This window comes from Streptomyces nanhaiensis, assembly GCF_046614825.1.
GTDB lineage: Bacteria > Actinomycetota > Actinomycetes > Streptomycetales > Streptomycetaceae > Streptomyces > Streptomyces radiopugnans.
On the sequence record NZ_JBKJFM010000002.1, the window covers coordinates 126,920 to 145,579 of the forward strand.

8 protein-coding genes are annotated in these 18,660 nt (G+C 67.3%); 7 read left to right on the forward strand and 1 reads right to left on the reverse strand.

Annotation, left to right across the window (positions count from 1 at the left end; genetic code table 11):
* The first annotated feature begins 371 nt into the window (after window positions 1–371).
* The 5 genes from drmD to drmC are packed head-to-tail and all read left to right on the forward strand — an operon-like array spanning window position 372 to window position 14,061.
* On the forward strand, window positions 372–3,524 hold the full coding sequence (gene drmD / locus ACLIYP_RS01500; RefSeq protein ID WP_412711304.1) for a DISARM system SNF2-like helicase DrmD: 3,153 nt from the start codon (window positions 372–374) through the stop codon (window positions 3,522–3,524).
* Entirely contained in the window at window positions 3,521–7,552 is a 4,032-nt protein-coding gene (locus ACLIYP_RS01505) for an Eco57I restriction-modification methylase domain-containing protein (protein WP_412711305.1), read from the forward strand. Before drmD ends, ACLIYP_RS01505 begins: the two co-directional genes overlap by 4 nt.
* Window positions 7,549–11,313 carry a DISARM system helicase DrmA gene (gene drmA / locus ACLIYP_RS01510; protein ID WP_412711306.1) on the forward strand — a complete coding sequence of 1,255 codons (3,765 nt, stop codon included), beginning with the start codon at window positions 7,549–7,551 and terminating at the stop codon, window positions 11,311–11,313. The genes ACLIYP_RS01505 and drmA overlap by 4 nt, the downstream gene beginning before the upstream one ends.
* Window positions 11,310–13,337: a DrmB family protein gene (drmB, locus tag ACLIYP_RS01515; protein WP_412711307.1), complete on the forward strand. Its 2,028-nt coding sequence runs from the start codon at window positions 11,310–11,312 to the stop codon at window positions 13,335–13,337. The genes drmA and drmB overlap by 4 nt, the downstream gene beginning before the upstream one ends.
* Window positions 13,330–14,061 carry a DISARM system phospholipase D-like protein DrmC gene (gene drmC, locus ACLIYP_RS01520; protein WP_412711308.1) on the forward strand — a complete coding sequence of 244 codons (732 nt, stop codon included), beginning with the start codon at window positions 13,330–13,332 and terminating at the stop codon, window positions 14,059–14,061. Before drmB ends, drmC begins: the two co-directional genes overlap by 8 nt.
* 110 nt (window positions 14,062–14,171) lie before the next feature.
* Here the strand turns inward: drmC and ACLIYP_RS01525 are convergent, their stop codons facing one another.
* The gene (locus ACLIYP_RS01525; RefSeq protein WP_412711309.1) at window positions 14,172–15,104 is read right to left on the reverse strand and encodes a transposase family protein; all 933 of its coding nucleotides are present in this window, start codon (window positions 15,102–15,104) and stop codon (window positions 14,172–14,174) included.
* Between the two features lie 9 nt (window positions 15,105–15,113).
* Here ACLIYP_RS01525 and ACLIYP_RS01530 point away from each other — a divergent pair, with 9 nt between their 5' ends.
* Window positions 15,114–16,727: an FAD-binding oxidoreductase gene (locus tag ACLIYP_RS01530; protein WP_412711310.1), complete on the forward strand. Its 1,614-nt coding sequence runs from the start codon at window positions 15,114–15,116 to the stop codon at window positions 16,725–16,727.
* A gap of 205 nt (window positions 16,728–16,932) precedes the next feature.
* Window positions 16,933–18,660, forward strand: a 1,728-nt coding sequence (locus ACLIYP_RS01535; RefSeq protein ID WP_412711311.1) for a type I polyketide synthase, incomplete at its 3' end; no start/stop codon positions are given.

Consider the following 18,660-nt stretch of genomic DNA (forward strand, 5'->3'; position numbering starts at 1 on the left):
TCCCAGGTGCCGAACTGCTGGTGCTCATAGACGTGAGAAGCCAGCTTCAGCTGGCGGATCACGTTACCTTGGGCATGAGGTCGAGCGAAGCCGGTCCCGTCCCAGCACCGCGTGACTGTCAATGCCGCCCGGGACAGCTCAGCGAACGCCTCCCTGCACCGCCTGACCAGCGATGTCAGCAATTCTACGCGACTTGAAGCGCCCGTACCCAAGGTCGTAGATACTAGTGCTTTCGTGATCCTTCAGCCTCTGATGGCGGAGCGACGGGCAACGAGGATCATGGACCGGCAATGACGGCGTTGGTGAAGGAGTCTGCCCAGGTGGCGACCGCTACGGAGCATTCGCAGGGATCAGCGAGCAGTACCGCGAGCGTGACGGCCCTACCACCGGTCCCGGAGCCTGGGCAGGTCGTCAAGGTGCGGGGCTCCACCTGGGCGGTGTCCGATGTCAGCAAGCAGGGCCTCCCCCGCAGCCCCGCCGACGAGGGCGTTCCGGGCCTCTCTCATGTGGTCAGCCTGCAGTCGCTGGACGAAGACCGTCTCGGGCAGGAGCTGACGGTGGTCTGGGAGCTGGAGGTCGGGCACACCGTCGCGCCGGACCAAGGGCTGCCGGAGACCGTGCGAGCGGAAGCGTTCGATGACCCGAACACGCTCGCCGCGTTCGTGGACGCGGTCCGCTGGGGTGCGGTCACCTCGGCGGACGCGAACTCCTATCAGGCTCCCTTCCGAAGTGGCGCGAATGTGGAGGCGTACCAGCTGGTGCCACTGAGCCGGGCCCTGCAGTCGTCACGTACGAACCTGCTGCTCGCGGACGATGTCGGTCTGGGCAAGACCATCGAGGCTGGCCTCGTCGTGCAGGAGCTGCTGCTGCGGCACCGCGCGCGATCCGTGGTGATCGTCTGCCCGCCGAGCCTGTCGTTGAAGTGGCAGGACGAGATGCGGGAGAAGTTCGGCCTCGACTTCGTCATCGTCAACAGTGAGCTGATGGCGAAGGTCCGGCGGAGCCACGGGCTGAATGCCAACCCATTCCGGCTCTTTCCTCGCGTGATCGTGAGCATGGCGTGGCTGCCGTCGCTGCGAGCGCAGCGCCTGCTGCGTGACGTGCTGGCCGATGTGCGCGACTCTGGGACGGCCAGGCGGTACGCGTTCGACGTGTTGGTGGTCGACGAGGCGCACCATGTGGCGCCGGCCAGCCCGACCACGGCGCCGGGACAGCGCGGCTACGCGGTGGACAGCAAGCGGACCACGGCGACGATGAAGCTCGCGGAGGCGTGCGAGCACCGGCTGTTCCTGAGCGCGACACCTCACAACGGCTATTCGGAGTCGTTCACCGCCCTGTTGGAAATGATCGACAGCCGCCGGTTCACACGCGGTGCGAGCATCGACGAGCGCGCCCTCAAAGAGGTGATGGTGCGATGGCTGAAGACCGACCTTCCGGACAAGGGGTTCAAAACCCGGAAGCTGAAGACTCTCCCCTTCACGCCCTCGGAAGAGGAGCAGCAGCAGTTCGCGCGGTTGGAACGGCTACTGGCGGACAGTGCCCGGGCAAACGGCAAGCGCTCGGGCGGCGACATCGTCGCGATGCTGCTGAAGAAGCGCTTCCTGTCCAGCCCGTGGTCGTTCGCCCGCACCCTTGAGCTCTATCAGGGCACGGACGGCGGCGACCGCCAACTACGGGTGGACGACGAGGACGAGTACTACACGGAGGTGCTGGGCAGCGGCCAGTCGGACGAGGAAGAGGGCGCTGCCGAGCACCCCGAGTTCACCGCACTGCGTCACTCCAAGGGCTCGGATCCTCTGGTCACGGCTACCAGTAGCGAGATCGCCTCACTCATCGAGTGGGGGCGCAGATACGAGCACAAGCCGGATTCCAGACTGGAAGAACTGCTGACCTTCCTCGACGCAGTCTGCCGTCCGGACGGTACCCACTGGACCAATGAACGCGTCGTGGTGTTCACGGAGTACGCGGCCACCCTTGAGTGGATCGAGCGCGTCCTGCGGCAACGTGGCTACAACGACGTGCTGGAGGTCATCCAGGGCTCGACCCCGACCGAGGAGCGGGAGAAGATTCGCGCCCGGTTCACCGAGAGCCCGGACAAGCACCCGGTTCGCGTCCTGCTTGCCACCGACTCCGCCGGCGAGGGCATCGACCTGCAGACCCACTGCCACCGCCTGGTCAACTTCGACATTCCCTTCAACCCGTCCCGTCTGGAGCAGCGCATCGGCCGGATCGACCGGTACGGGCAGACGAAGAACCCGGAGATCTTCCACTTCGTGCCGGTCTCCGGCTCCACGACATACGACGCGGACATGAAGTTCATGGGAATCATCGCGACCAAGGTCGGGCAGGCCACCGAGGACCTCGGCAAGGTCAACCAGGTCATCGACGCCGAGGTACAGGAGCACTTCGCTCCCACCCGTACGGCGCGCAAGGCCCGGCTGACGGCGCCGGACGACGGCAACGAGGTGATCACCCGCGTGCTGGCCGGCGGAATGGAGCTGAACCGCCAGCTCACCCGGCTGTCGGAGACGTACGACGAGCGCAAGGCGGCCATGCATCTCACGCCCGCGAACGCCCGCCGGGTGGTGGACACCGCGCTGACCCTGACCTCTCAGCCCCCGCTCGTCGAGATCGGCGACGACCGCACCGAAGCGCAAGTCTTCGCGATCCCGAACCTCAGCCGTTCCTGGCAGCCCGCCCTGCGCGGCCTGGACACCCGTCTGGAACCGGGCGTCCCGCGCCCCATCACCTTCGACGACCGGGCCGCACAGCACCGCACCGACCTGGTCCACATCCACCTCGGGCACGCCCTCATGCAGCGCGCCACCCGCACCCTGCGCTCCGCTCTGTTCAGCACGGACTCTCCGGTGCACCGGGTAACCGCCGTCATCGTCCCCGGCCTCCCCGAGTCCTGTGTCGCCGCCGTCTCCCGGCTCGTCCTGGTCGGACGCGGCGGGCTGCGGCTGCACGAGGAGGTGTTCCTCACCGGCGTCCGGCTACGCGGTCAGGCCCTTGCCGAGTCCAAGGTCGAGCAGGTCCTCGACAAGACCCTCGACTCCGAGGATCTACTCCTGGCCGATGAGAAGGTGCGCGCTCACCTCGCCGAGCAGTGGAACGACGACGGCTCCCGGCTGCGCACACGCCTGCTGACCGCGATGGAACGCAAGAGCGCCAGCCGCCAAGAGAAGGTCACGGAGGCGCTCACCCAGCGCCGGGACTCCGACATCCAGCGTGCCCATGAGATCTTCGACGCCTTCCGGCTCAACCTGCGCGAGTCCCGTGACCGCCTGGAGCAGGCCATCCGCGCCGAGGAAGAATTGCTGTTCACCGACGACCAGCAGAAGCAGCGCCGCCGGGACCTGCACCACATGAACGAGCGCCTGGACAGCCTGGACGACGAGGAGGCGCGCGAGATCGCCTCGATCCAGGAGCGCTACAGCGACATCAGGCCCTACGTGTCCGCCGCCGCGGTCGTGTTCGCCCTCACTCCTGAAGACGCGAAGAACGGAATGGTCAAGGCATGAGCCGCCGCTACCCCCCGACCGCCGCCGATCTCCACCGTGCCTGGCTCGAGCTCGTCGACGCAGACGGCCCGTTCCTCGCCGTCCCCGCCCTGGAGCGCGTCTACCCGCAAGGCATTCCCCAGCCCGACTCCCGCGCACTCGACGCCATCAAGGATGCCAAGCCGGCCTTCGAGAAGGCATGGGAGAACTGGGACGAGCACCCGGGCGACGAAGCCGCTCTTGACCTGTACCGCGAGGCCCGCGATATCTGGGTCGATCTCGTTCTGCGCCAGGGGCTGCGCTGGGGTGCCTCCTACACCGTGCCCGCCCCGTCCGCCGTCGAGGTCCGCTCGCCCGACTACACCGTCACGGTGCGCGCCCACGGCGCCCTCGTTCACGGGGACACGACCGGGGCCCTCGTTCTGGTCACCGACCCCACGGACTCCTTGCGCGATCCGCTCACCGACGGCTGGTCGGCCAGTCCTATCGACCGCATGGAAGAGCTGCTGCGCGCCTCCGGTGTCCCCATCGGCGTCGTCACCGACGGCCGCTGGTGGGCAATCGTCAGCGCCCGGCCGCAGACCATGGTCGCCTCCGGCATCGTCGACGCCCAGACCTGGATCGAAGAGCCCCAGACCCGCAACGCCTTCATCGAACTCCTCCAGCGCCGCCGCCTGGTCGGCGGCAAGCAGCAGGACCGGCTGACGGAACTTTTCGGCGAGTCCGTCACCGCCGCCGAAAAAATCACCGAAGCACTCGGCACCCAGGTCCGCCGCGCCGTCGAACTCATCGTCCAGGCTCTGTCCGAAGGCGCATTGGACGCACAGCGACGAGGTGAACCCGACCCGCTGCCGACAGCGAGAGGCGAGGTCTACGAGGCCGCCGTCACCGTCATGATGCGCGTCGTCTTCCTCCTCTTCGCCGAAGAACGCGGGTTGCTTCCGCAGAGCCGCCTCTTCGCGATGGGGTACGGCATCAGCGACGAACTCGACCGCCTCGACGTCCGTGAGAAGGAAGAAGGCGAACAGGCCCTCGACGCCACGTTCCTGACCTGGCACCGACTTCTTGCCACCTCCCAGGCCCTGTACCGCGGCGCGAGCTTCGAAGATCTGCGCCTGCCCGAGTACGGCGGTTCCCTCTTCGACCCGGCCCGCTTCCCCTTCCTCACCACCTGCGACTCCCAGGACACCCTGGCCATCACGGTCAGCGACCGCGTCATGCTCGAAGTCCTGCGCGCCGTCCAGATCGCTCAGCTGCCCGGCGGAGCACGACGAATCTCCTTCCGCGACATCGACGTCGAACAAATCGGCTACATCTACGAGGGCCTGCTCGGCTACTCATGCGAACCTGTCGAAGAGATCATCGTCGGCCTGACCGGGAGCGCAGGCTCCGAGCCCGAGATCCCCCTCGCCACCCTCGAGGAACTCAGCCAGACCAAGCACGCCGAGGCTGCGCTGGCCGACGCGGTCCTCGCCTGGATCAAGCAGCACCAGCCGGCCGCAAAGCCGTCCAGCAAGGCCGCCCTTACCAAGGCGTTGAAGGCGGGCAACGCTCCCGACGACACCGAGATCGCCTTGCGCGATGTCACCGACGACCCCGAACTGCGTGACCGGTTGCGCCCGTTCATCGGAATTATCCGCCGCGACCTGCGCAACCGACCGCTGGTGGTGGAGCCCGGCGGCGTTCTGCTGGTGGAGACCCCCTCGCGCGCCTCGGCGGGCGCGCACTACACGCCCCGCTCTCTGGCCGAGGAAGTCGTCCGGTACGCGCTGGAACCTCTCGTCTACTCGCCCGGACCACACCAGACCGCCGACCAGGACGCGTGGCGGCCCATCGACTCCGACCAGATCCTCGACCTACGCATCGCCGACATCGCCTGCGGCTCCGGCGCCTTCCTCGTCGCCGCGGCACGCTACCTCGCCGACCGCCTCGTCGAGGCATGGCAGCGCGAGGGCGTGGCGTACGGAAGAACACCGCACGACCTGCACGTCCACGCGATAAGGACCGTCGTCGCGACCTGTCTCTACGGCGCCGACATCAACGGCATGGCCGTGGAGATGTGCAAGCTGTCGCTCTGGCTGGTGTCGCTGGACCCGAAGCTCCCGTTCTCCTTTGTCGACGACAAGGTGCTCCACGGCAACGCATTGCTCGGGCTGACCGACGCAGACCAACTGCGCCGCCTCCACATCGACCCAGCCGCGGCCGGCAACCAGCTCAGCATCTTCGCGCTGGACGTGGACGACATCCTGGACCAGGCCCGCCGTCTACGCCGTCAGCTCGCCACCGAAGTCGACGACAGCGACCCGCAGCGCTCAGCCGCTATGAAGCGGCGGCAATGGCGCCGATACCAGGAACTGACGGCGCAGCTCACCGATGTTGCAGACGGGGTGATCGCGGCCGGGCTGCGGTGGGGTGGCAAGCCCGGCAAACAGCTGAAGGCCGCATACGAGAACCTGCGCATCGCGGTGGAGAAGGCGTACCCAGCTGATGGTGGGGATGCGGACCGTACGATGCTCGACGGCATCCAGGAAGCCGGGCTCACTCCAACTGTGACGACAGATTATGAGCGGTGGAAGCCGCTGCACTGGGTTCTGGCCGTGCCGGATGTGATGGAGCAGGGCGGATTTAATGCTGTCATCGGGAACCCCCCGTTCGTAGCCGGAACTGGCATTTCTGGCGCAGCAGGAGGGAACGTTCGCGATTGGCTCAACTGGAGAATTTCTGGCGGTCGGGGAGGTGGTCGAGCCGATCTCGTTGCATATTTCTTCTTGCGAGCTGGCCAACTTCTCACGCGCCGGGGAAACATCGGTTTGATTGCAACCAATACGATTGCACAAGGTGATACCAGGGAGACCGGCCTGGACTCGATGGTCTCAGACGGGTTTACTATTTCAAAGGCAACCCAAAGCGAGCGCTGGCCTGTCTCAAGCGCGAGCTTGGAATATTCTGCCGTGTGGGGAACCTATGGACCAATTAGCCCGGCCGCGCAGCGCATGGTTGACGGGGTTGAAGCTCGGCGGATCTCGACGCTCCTTGAACCAGGCGGTCGGATTGAAGGGCATCCGAAGAGACTGGCGGAAAACCAGGGGGTAACGTTCGAGGGTTGCAAGCCGTATGGTAGGGGATTCCTGCTTGAACCCAGTGAGGCTGCGGCGTGGCTTGCGGCGGATTCGAGAAACCAAGACGTACTTTTTCCATTCCTCAACGGCGAGGACCTTAATTCTCGACCGGACAGCTCGCCGTCGCGATGGGTAATTGACTTCAAAGACTGGCCGGAGGAAAAGGCGCAAGAGTACGAGTTGCCGTACCAGCGGCTGCTGGAGACTGTGAAGCCAGAGCGCGCCAGAAAATCTAAGGCGGTTCGGGAGGCGCCTTGGTGGCGTTTCTTTAGGACTCGCCCCGCGATGAGGGAAGCGATCGCCGACCTTGACGAGATGCTTGTCCTTACGCGTGTGAGTAAGACCGTAATGCCTTGCCGGATAAGGGTCGGTCCCGTGCCTAGTGAAGCGGTAGTCGTTTTCTCTACCGACTCGTTCGCCGACCAGGCGGTCCTATCCTCTTCTCTACATCAATTGTGGGCCATTACCTACGGCTCTACGATGCGGACAGATGTTCGCTACACCCCATCCGATGTCTTCGGCACGTTTCCCCGTCCGACTTCGAATGGAGATCTAGTCGAGCCGGGGAAGGTACTGGACCTTGAACGGCGAGAGATCATGCTCCGCCGCGGCTTCGGCCTGACCAAGCTCTACAACCTGGTCAACGACCCTGGCATCACTGACTCCGAGGATCCCGACGTAGCCCGCCTCCGTGAGATCCACGTCGAGCTGGACCGAGCCGTCATGGCTGCCTATGGCTGGAGCGACGTCCCCTTGGACCACGGCTTCCACACATACCGCCAGATGGAGCGCTGGACGGTGAGCCCCACTGCCCGTGTGGAGGTCCTCGACCGGCTCCTCGAAGAGAACCATCGCCGTGCTGCCGCACAGGGCATTGTCACACCCACCGGCGACAATGAGGACACCGAGGAAGAGGAAGGCGACGAGTGACCACCCCCCGGCGCGACGGCGCCCAGCCCGCAGCGACATCCGGCGGCCCCCAGTCCCAGGCCTACCGTCTCGCTCTCGAACCCGACGGTCGTTCCTGGACGGTCCGCGAAAACTTGGTCGACATCCTGGAACGTGAGCTCCTTGGCCCGGCCAACGGCCCGAACGAGATCCTTGAGGGTGTCCCCGACTCGGCGTACCTGATCGGTCGGATTGCACCTGTTCGGCTCACCGCCGGCCAGGACGACCCGGGTGAGGCAGGATCGGACGACGCCGCGACCGACGTAGGCGATGCTGTAGACGCCGTCGAGAGCCGGGGCGTGCCGCTCACCGCTGTCGACGACAGTAGCGCGAGTTCGGACGAGGACGAGGTCGAGGACCAGCCGCAGAAGCGCGGGCTGATGATTCCGGCGTCGATGGGGCTGCGCTTCCAGATCCCCGACGATCTGGACGAGTTCACGGTGACCGCCTCGTGGGGCACGTACGAGCCTGTGAAGGAGAAGCGCGGCGAAGGCGCCGAAGACAGCGGGCGTGAGAACGCGGCGCCCGCTCCAGCTCTCCGCCGTTTCCAGCGCACCCCGCATGCCATCGCCAAGCCGATCAAAGTCACCGACCTGAAGCCATCCCGTACGACCGAGATCGTACTCAAGGACAAGATCCTGCTCCGGGTGGATCGGTATGACGATGCCGAGCGTGGCTGCCGACTGATCGAGGTGGCGCTGTGCAATGACCGGGAGACGCCCCGCAAGATCCCGGTCGAGGCTTGGCTGTACCAGACCAAGCTTTTGGTGTCGGCCGGTGGCGCTGAGGTGTTCCTGCCGGTCAATGACGTACTCCTCGACACACGCGAGGAGCCGGACGACGAATTGCGACGACTGCGGCTGCAGTACCGCAACCGTCTGGAGTTCGCTCATGGCCGGACCTGCTCGGTCGACTGGAAGGTGGCCGAGGGAGCCCGCAGAGCCAGCGAAGTCTGGACGACCTGGCTGCCGGTGAGCGAGACGCCCCAGACGGCCGCCGAGGAGATCAGCGCGGCCCTGCTGGACATGCGCAAGCTTCAGGAGGCATCGACCGACGAGCTGCGTACGGGCCTTGAGCCGATCGTCGCAGGCTACACAGCCTGGCTGGATGGCGAGGAGAAGCGGGCCAAGGCTCTTCCTGAGCACCTGCGGGCCGAAGGGCTGGACGCGGTCACCGAGGCGCGTCGGGTGCAACGCCAGCTTGAAGACGGTTTGAAGCACCTCCTCGAGGACGAGGAGGCATTGCGCTGCTTCCGGTTCATGAATCGGGTCATGGCCGATCAGCGTGTGCAATCCCAGGTCGCGGAGCGTCGTGCGAGCCGGCCGGAGGAGAGCATCGACGAGGCCCGCGAAGCGATCCTCGCGGAGAAGGGGGCCCTGGCGCATTCGTGGCGTACCTTCCAGCTCGCCTTCGTGCTCATGCAGTTGCCGTTGCTGTCCGACCCGGCGGCCGAGAAGCGGTCGGGGGATCTGGCCAAAGCGCAGCTGCTGTTCTTCCCGACCGGTGGTGGCAAGACGGAGGCGTATCTCGGTCTGGCCGCCTACACATTCGCGATCCGTCGTCGGCAAGGCGTCGTGGATGCCTTCGACGGTCCGCTGGACGGGCGATCCGGGGTCGCTGTCCTGATGCGGTACACCCTGCGCCTGCTCACCGCCCAGCAGTTCCAGCGTGCTACCGCCTTGGTGTGCGCGGCGGAGCTGGCGCGGCGCGATGATGTGGCGACGTGGGGGGACGAGCCATTCCGGATCGGGCTGTGGGTCGGTACCGATGTGAGCCCGAAGCGGTACGACGAGGCCGCCGAGCAGTTGCAGAAGGCTCATGGCGGCCGCGGCTATCGGCTGACGGTGCTGCAGATCCAGCGCTGCCCGTGGTGCGGGACACGGGTTGAGGCACGCGATGTGCGTACGGAGCCCGCGCTGCGCCGGGTGTACGTGTACTGCGGAGACGAGCTGGCCGACTGCCCGTTCGCAGACGGCGGCGAGGTCCCGGACGGGCTGCCGGTACTCACGGTGGACGAGGAGATCTACCGGCTCGCGCCGACGTTCGTCATCGCGACCGTGGACAAGTTCGCCCGCCTGGCGCGGGAGGGCGAGGCCGCCTCGCTGTTCGGGCACGTCTCGCGGCGCTGTGAACGGCACGGCTTCGTACATCCCGACTATCAGCAATGCGACATCAAGGACGGCAGTAAACACCCCAAGAAGGACGGCTGGCCGGCGGCTCCCGTCCATCCGGCCACGCGGCTACGGCCCCCGGATCTGGTCATCCAGGACGAGTTGCATCTGATCACCGGAGCGCTCGGCACGACGGTGGGCCTGTTCGAGGTGGCCATCGACGTGATGACCGACTGGCGGACCAAGGACGGGCGCCCCGTGCGTCCGCTGCTCGTCGCCTCCACGGCCACCGCCCGTAACGCGTCGGAGCAGGTGCGTGCGCTGTACGGGCGCGATGTGACCATCTTCCCGCCACAGGTCCTGGACGCTGGGAACACCTACTTCTCCAAGGAGATCCCGGTCTCCGAGAAGAACCCAGGGCGCCGGTACGTCGGGATCAGCACGACCGGGGTGCGCTTGACCACGGCGGAGATCCGGGTCGCCGAGGTGCTCCTGGCCGGCGGGCAACTGCTTCTCGACCGCTCCGGCCGCGTGGCCGATCCGTACATGAGCCTGGTGGGCTACTTCAGCGCCACCCGTGAGCTCGCCGGCATGGCACGGTACATGAGCGACGACATCCAGACCGCGCTCGCCAAGGGCCGCCCCTGGTCGAAACTCCCCCGCCGCACCGGCACCGACTTCGGTTCGCTGCACGTCGCCGAGCTGACCTCGCGAGTGGCCAGCGCGGACATCACCGCAACTCTGGACCAGATGGCGACGGCGTTCGACCCGGCCTTCGACTCCACCGCGGGGAAGCGCAACCGGCGTGCCCTGCGGGAGGCGAAGAAGCCGGAACCCACACGTGAGGTCAATCCGTACGACGTGGTCCTGGCCACCTCCATGCTCCAGGTGGGTGTGGACGTGCCCCGCCTCGGTCTGATGCTGGTGGTCGGGCAGCCGAAGAACACCGCGGAGTACATCCAGGCGTCCTCCCGTGTCGGCCGTACCGCGGATCGGCCGGGTCTGGTAGTCGCGCTCGGGAACTGGGCGCGCCCGAGAGACCTCGCCCATTTCGAGCAGTTCCGCCACTACCACGAGACGTTCTACGCCCAGGTGGAGGCGCTGTCCGTGACCCCGTTCTCGGTGACTTCCCTGGAGCGCGGCCTGGACGGAGTACTGGTCAGCGCAGCCCGCGTCCTGCAGGCCGCGAAGGCCGGCCATGGCCAGGGGCTGTCCCCGGAAGACGGAGCGGCCCGCATCGAGGCCGAGCAGCACTTCGCGGGCGAACTCGTCAACGCCCTCGTGCGTCGCGTCGCGCGGGCCGGCGACGAGGATGCCGCCAACCGTGCCCGCCTGCGTCTGGAAAACCGGCTCGACCAATGGGGCAAGCGACGCAAGCACCTCGCAGAGCTGCGTAAGTCCCTGGTGTACGAGAGGGTCCTGGACGACAGCCGTCACGATGCGCTGATGATGAGCGCGGAGAACGCCAAGGCAGGTATCGACACCCGTGACGCCGCGCCGTTCATCGTGGCGAACTCGATGCGCGAGGTGCAGCCGGAGATCAATCTCCTGGTGAGCCCGATCAAGGAGCGACTGGTGTACCGGGCGCCCGACCATGCCCCTCAGTGGAAGATGCCGGAGGACAACTCGTGAGTGACGAGACGCGCTTCGTCTACGACGTCGCCCACGCCGTCGACCCGCTGGGTGACCTGGAGCGGGAGGCAGAGAAGGCCACCAAGCACAACCGTGCCAAGGTCGGCTCGGCCCGTCCCTCCTCTCTGCTGTACACCTATGGTCCCGGCGCGATCATGGACTTGCCGCAATTCACGATCATGCCCACCGGCCTAGACGACTGGGACCGCATCTGGCGGCGCCGCGACTCCGCACCCCCGCAGATTCACGCCCCTCGCCTGCGTGAGGTGGTCCGGATGATGCTGCGCTCTCCCGACGTGCAGCTGCGACCGTATCCCTGGCAGCCGAAGAGGCACAGCCGGTCCGCCGAAGGCAATGACCTCGGAGTGCCCTCCCGGGTCTTCCCGCAATGGCTGCGGTGCACGGGTTGTGACATGCTCGGACTGCTTACTCAGTTCGACTACCGCAATACGCACCCCTTCCGCACCGACCTGGCAGTCTTCGAGCACGCCAAGTGCACGGGCCGCGCGGGCGCCGGCACTCGTAAGCCGATGCGCCGCACCGCCATCCCGGCCCGGTACCTGCTGGCTTGCGTCGACGGGCACCTGGACGAGTTCCCATACGACTTGTGGGTGCACCGCGGACAACCGTGCAGCAAGGCGGAGCTGCCCGCTCTGAAGATGGTCGACCGGACCGCCGGCAAGGGCGCCTCGGCCGTCATCCACTGTGCGTCCTGCGACATGCGACGGCCCATGAACGAGGCCCAGGGCGAGGCCGGCAGGGCGAAACTCCCGCAGTGCCGCGGACGCCACCCCCACCTGGACGCCTTCGAACCCAGGGGCTGCCGCAACGAAACCCGGCTGATGCTCGTCGGTGCCTCCAACCTGTGGTTCCCGGCCACCCAGTCGATCATCGTGATGCCGGAGTCCCAGGAGGAGCAGGCCAACGACCTGGCCGACCGGGTCCGCACCGCGCTGGGCGACAAACTCGCCAAGTACCGCGACAACCTGGACCTGATCCGGGACCTGCTGGACGACCGCGTCGACGTCACCGGCCTGTCCGACCACGACTTGGAGCAGGTCCTACAGACGGCCTCCGCCCCCACCGACACCCCGGACGAACAGGAGAAGAAGCTCCGCGACTGGGACCCGGTCGATCTCCTCGTCCCCGAATGGCGTTACCTGCTGCGTGACATCCTCGGCACCCGCGTCGAGGACCCCAAGAGCGGGCTCACCCTCGCCACCCGTGCCCGGGGCGATGCCCTGCGGCCCGAGATTATCCGCGTGCTCGCGGTCGAACGCCTCCGCAAGGTGAACGCCCTGGTCGGCTTCACCCGTATCGACGACATGGACCGCGTCGGCGACCTCCCGCGCCGCCTGGCCCCGCTGACCCGCACGTCCCGGCCGGCCTGGACCGTGGCCACCGAGGACCGGGGCGAAGGCATCTTCCTCCAGCTCGACGAGAGCGCCGTCGATGCATGGGAGAAACACGTCCTGGACACCGACCTGTGGAAACTCCACAGAGAGGCACACCGCAGGAACTTCGAGCGCCGCTTCTCCGACACCGCAGGCCAGATCGATCCCGACAGCCGCCTGAAGCCCCCGCGCTACTGGCTTATCCATACCCTTGCCCACATTCTCATCCGTGAGCTCGCCCTGACCTGCGGATACTCGGCTGCCAGCCTCAGCGAACGTCTCTACGCATGGCCTGCCGCCGAGGGCCGTGATCCTGCGGCCGGCCTCCTCATCTGCACCACCGCTTCCGACAGCGATGGCACCCTCGGCGGCCTCGTCCAGCTCAGCGAGCCGATGCGCCTCCAGCGGGTCGTCGCCAGCGCACTGCGCAAGGCCGCACGCTGTTCCTCCGACCCCATCTGCTCCAAGCGCACCCCACAGGACCCCGAGGACTTCCTTCACGGTGCCGCCTGCCACTGCTGTGTCATGGCCTCGGAGACCTCCTGCGAGCGCGCCAACCGCTTCCTCGATCGCCGTTTTCTCCTCGACCTGCCCGGCAGCGATCTAGGTTTCTTCCAGGCCCATGAGTGACGCGAACGCGCCGCGGCAGCTCGGCCGGCTCCTGACCGGAACCGAGGCCAAGGACATAGCAGACCGCCTGGCCGACGGCGACACCTTGACCACCGCGCTCAAGGTCGTCGCGGTCGGCCAGCGAGCAGAGGTTCGGCGGTTACTGGAGGCTGTGGCCCGAGACACCGGAGCGACGTACCAGCAAGTTCTGGTCCTTCGGGCGATCGAGGGGGCTCGGGCACTTCCGACCACACTGTCGCCGCTGTGGACCATGCCCGGACACCTTGCCCAGAGTGGGCCACTCACCACCTCCATCACCCGCCTCGTGGACAGCGCCCGCCATTCGATCATCTGCTCGACCTTCAACTTCCAGCGCAGTTCGGTGCTCTGGACGGCACTGCGGAAGGCTGCACAGCGCGACGGCGTCGCCGTCCGCATCTACATGGACGCTCAGGCCGCCGACGGCGGCGGACAACACTGGTCCCCGTCGACTGCGGACGTGGCCGCGCACATGGCCCCGGCCGAGGTGTGGCGCACCAAGGAATTCGACGGCGGGTACGTACGCAACCACGCCAAGTTCCTCGCCATCGACCACCATCTCCTCCTGGTCACCAGCGCGAACCTCTCCTGGAGCGCAGAGAACAACAACGTCGAGTTCGGTGTCCTCATCGACAACCCGAATCTCACCGAGTCCGTCGAACGCGAACTGAGTGAGGCGGAGGGGACCCTGTACAAGCGCGTGTGACGTAAACGGTTATATTCCGCCTTGCTCCCGCCCAGCCCCGCTCCGGCTCAGCTAACGAGCTCGTGCACGGTAGGCGGTGAGACGTCGAGGACCTCGGTGAGGCTCGCTGTTCACCTCTGCTGGGCCAACGCCAGGTCCGCGGTCTGCTGGTGGGACAGCAGTCCGGCGACGGCCTGGACCGTGTCGCTGATGTGCTCGCGGCGACCGAGGTGGCGGGCCAGGGCACGCCAGTTCTTCAGATGGGCGATGCCGTGCTCGACCCGGATGCGCCGCGAGGAATGCGCCGTGCGCTGCCGCTCATACATCTCCTCGTACCAGTCGGGAGCGTTCTTCTTGAACTTCCGGTGCGGTGGTGTCACCACCCGTCCGCCGGTCTGCGCGCCCAGGCCCTGGTAGCCGGCATCGGCGAGGATCTCCACGGCCGGCCCGTCGGCCAGGAGCTTGGCCAGCCCCAGCTGGCGGGCGTGGGTGATGTCCGCGCAGCTGCCCGGCCGGGTCGGGCTGCCAAACAGCATCCGGCCGCCGGCGTCGGTGACGACCATGGTCTTGACGGCGTTCTGCCTGCTCTTGCCGGAGATGAACGCCTCCCGGTCCCTGCGTCCGGCGGCCGGGCGCCGGACCCGGATCTCGGTGCCATCGATGATCCCGGCCCTGCCGCTGACACCGAGGTGGTCGATGACCTCGGCGAGAGTCCGCAGCCGCACGCCGGGGGCGATGGTGCAGCCTCGCTCGGCGAGCAGGGGCCGCACCTCGCCGACGGCGCGGGTGATGGTGGAGCGGTCCACGCCGAACCAGCAGGCCAGCACGTCATGCGTGGTGGCGTGACGGAGGTGGACGAGCGTGGCCAGGAGCCGGTCGACGAAGACCAGCCGGTGCTTCGCACCGGCGCCCACCGCCCGCTTCCGCGGCCGGGAGGTGAGCCTGGCCTGGTGCCGCTCATGCCACAGCGGACCCAGCTCGGCGACCAGTTCAGCGATCACGTCGGCCGACAGGCCCGTGATCCTCCGGTCACTGATGATCGCTGCACGAGACGCGTTCCCCACCACACGACCATGATCGACGATCAGCAGCTCAACGCCTCACCGCCTACCGTGCACGAGCTCGTTAGTATCCGACCACAACAGGACGGCTTGACGTCCGTTTCGGAAGGCAGGAGAAGCAGGGTGAATCACATCAATCCCGTGACCCCCGGCGATATCAGGTACGAGGACTTACGACGGGGTGAGAACCTGCGCTTCGTAGGTGAGCCGGATGAGATACATCTGGTGGGTTCGGCCACTGAAATAGAGCGGGTCCTTTCCCGGGCCGTACGGGCGGGGAAGCGAGTCGCGGTGCGCAGTGGAGGGCACTGCTACGAGGACTTCGTGGCGCATCCCGATGTGCGTGTGGTAATCGACATGTCGCGGCTGTCGGCAGTCGGATTCGACGACGAACGCGCCGCGTTCGTCGTCGAATCCGGCGCCACGCTGGGCGCGGTCTACAAGACGCTGTTCCGGGTGTGGGGCGTGACGCTGCCCGGCGGGGCGTGCCCCGATGTGGGTGCGGGCGGGCACATCCTCGGCGGGGGCTACGGCCCGCTGTCGCGGATGCACGGCTCGATCGTTGACTATCTGCACGCGCTCGAGGTTGTCGTGGTCGACGAGTCGGGTGACGCGCGGACCGTGATCGCGACACGCGAGCCCGACGATCCCCACCATGATCTGTGGTGGGCCCACACCGGGGGCGGCGGCGGCAACTTCGGCGTGGTCGTCAGGTACTGGCTACGCACCGCCGACGCGGATGTGCCTCCAGAGCCCGGCCGGCTGCTGCCGCAGCCGCCGGCCGAGGTGCTCCTGAACACCACGGCGTGGCCGTGGGAGGGACTGGACGAGGCGGCCTTCGCGCGACTGGTCCGCAATCACGGCAGGTGGTTCGAGCAGAACAGCGGCCCCGACTCCCCCTGGTGCGACCTCTACAGCGTGCTGGCCTTGACCCGCAGCCAGTCCGGCGCCCTCGCAATGACGACGCAGCTCGACGCGACCGGCCCGGACGCGGAAAAGAGGCTGCAGACGTACCTGGCTGCCGTGTCCGAGGGCGTGGGCGTACAGCCGTACAGCGACACCCGGCGGCTGCCGTGGCTGCACTCGACCCGCTGGCCCGGGATCGCCGGGGACGGCGACATGACCGGCAGGGCCAAGATCAAGGCGGCGTACGCGCGCCGGAGCTTCGACGACCGGCAGGTCGGCACCTTGTACGCACACCTGACCGGCACCGACTACGACAATCCGGCGGGGGTCGTCGCGCTGATCGCCTACGGCGGCAAGGTCAACGCCGTTCCTGCGGACCGGACCGCGGTGGCGCAGCGAGACTCCGTCCTCAAGATCGTGTACGTGACGACCTGGGAGGACCCGGCGCAGGACCCGATCCATGAGCGGTGGCTCCGCGAGCTGTACCGGGACGTGTACGCGGACACCGGCGGCGTACCGGTGCCCGGCGGGTCGGCCGATGGAGCGTACGTCAACTACCCGGACGCCGACCTCGCGGACGCGGAGTGGAACACCTCCGGGGTGCCGTGGTCCGAGCTGTACTACAAGGGCGCCTACCCGCGGCTGCAGGCGGTCAAGGCGCGCTGGGACCCGCGGAACGTGTTCCGTCACTCACTCTCCGTACAAGCTCCGTCCGCCTGAAGTGACGTCGAGGGGTACGGGTTTCCCGCGCGGGGACCCGTACCTCTCGGCGCTTCCGCCCCTGCCCTCCGCGTCTTTCAGCGGTCACTAGGGGGTCAATAGGGGTGTAGGGGCCAACCATCATTTGATTAAAGTCGGCAACTGTCTTTGCGTGTGCCGCAGGGTGCCGTCTCATGCATTTCACTTAATGGGGGATCACGGTCGCATGTCTCAATTCCGCGACGGCTTCACCGAGGCCGGGATACCGGACGACGCAATCGCTATTATGGGACTGTCATGCCGACTCCCTGAGGCCCCCGACAAGAGCGCGTTTTGGAAACTGCTGAGAGACGGAAGGCATGCGATCGGCGAAGTTCCCGAAGACCGCTGGAATGCCGAGGAACTCCCTCCCGCCGCACGGCACGGAGCATTTCTCGACCGGGTGGACGAGTTCGACCCCGGATTCTTCGGCATATCCCCGCGTGAAGCTTCGATGATGGACCCCCAGCAGCGGCTCATGCTGGAACTGTCCTGGGAGGCCTTCGAAGACGCCGGCATCCCTCTGCGGCAGGTGCGGGGCAGTCACACGGGTGTCTTCGTCGGCGCGATCGCCAACGACTACTCGGTGCTGCTGAACCGCCAAGGGCTGTCGGCCGTCACCCAGCACTCGCTGACCGGGACACAGCGCGCCATCATCGCCAACCGGGTGTCGTACACCCTCGGACTGCACGGCCCGAGTCTCACCGTGGACACCGCGCAGTCCTCCGGTCTGGTCGCCGTCCACCAGGCCTGCGAGAGCCTGCGCTCGGGCAGCTGCGAACTCGCCGTCGCAGGAGGCGTCAACCTCAACATCGTCCCCGAAAGCGCCCTCGCCGCCGACCGGTTCGGCGGGTTGTCACCGGACGGCCGCTGCTACACCTTCGACGCCCGGGCCAACGGCTATGTCCGCGGCGAGGGCGGCGGGGCGGTACTCCTCAAGCCCCTCGCCAGGGCGCTCGCCGACGGCGACCGCATCTACTGCGTGATCCGCGGCAGCGCGCTTAACAACGACGGCGCGACCGAGGGCCTCACTGTGCCGAACGCGGCCGCGCAGAGCGAGGTGCTGCGGCTGGCGTACGAGCGAGCCGGCGTCGACCCCGCGGACGTCCAGTACGTCGAACTGCACGGCACGGGCACCGCCCTGGGCGACCCCATCGAGGCATCCGCCCTGGGCGACGTCCTGGGCACGGCCACCAGCCGCCGACTGCCGCTGACGGTCGGCTCGGCCAAGACCAACGTGGGGCACCTGGAGGGCGCCGCCGGAATGGTCGGCCTCCTCAAAACCGCCCTATCCCTCCATATGCGCAAGATCCCGGCCAGCCTCCACTACGAAACGCCGAACCCACGCATCCCGCTAGACGAACTCAACCTACGCGTCCAGCAGTCGCTGGCGGACTGGCCGGAGCCCGGGCCAGCACTCGCGGGCGTCAGCTCGTTCGGGATGGGCGGCACCAACTGCCACATGGTCCTTCAGGGGCTGCCAGCGACCGAGCCTGGGACCACGTCCGGTGGCAGGGGTGTGCAAGAGCCGGTCGGTGCCGTGGTGCCGTGGCTGGTTTCCGGCCGCGGGGAGGCCGCCCTGCGCGCGCAGGCCGAGCGGCTGCAGACGTTCGTGGCGGACCGGTCCGAGCTGGACGCGGACGCGGTAGCGCTGTCGCTGGCGACATCACGCGACTCTCACGAGAACCGGGCGGTCGTCCTCGGCGGGGACCGGGAGACCTTGCTGAACGGGCTTGCCGCGCTGGCCTCGGGAGAGCCTGCGTCCCGGGTCGTACGGAACCGTGGGACTGTGGCACAGGGGCGGTTGGCGTTTCTGTTCTCGGGGCAGGGCAGCCAGCGGGCCGGGATGGGGCGTGAGCTGTACGCCGTCTTCCCTGTGTTCGCTGCCGCCCTGGATGAGATCTGCGCGCACTTC

Bases quoted from the DNA above. Each gene is read 5' to 3' on its own strand.
- ACLIYP_RS01505 (WP_412711305.1), top strand. From the start codon at position 3,521: ATGAGCCGCCGCTACCCCCCGACCGCCGCCGATCTCCACCGTGCCTGG.
- drmC (WP_412711308.1), top strand. From the start codon at position 13,330: ATGAGTGACGCGAACGCGCCGCGGCAGCTCGGCCGGCTCCTGACCGGA.
- ACLIYP_RS01530 (WP_412711310.1), top strand. From the start codon at position 15,114: ATGATCGACGATCAGCAGCTCAACGCCTCACCGCCTACCGTGCACGAG.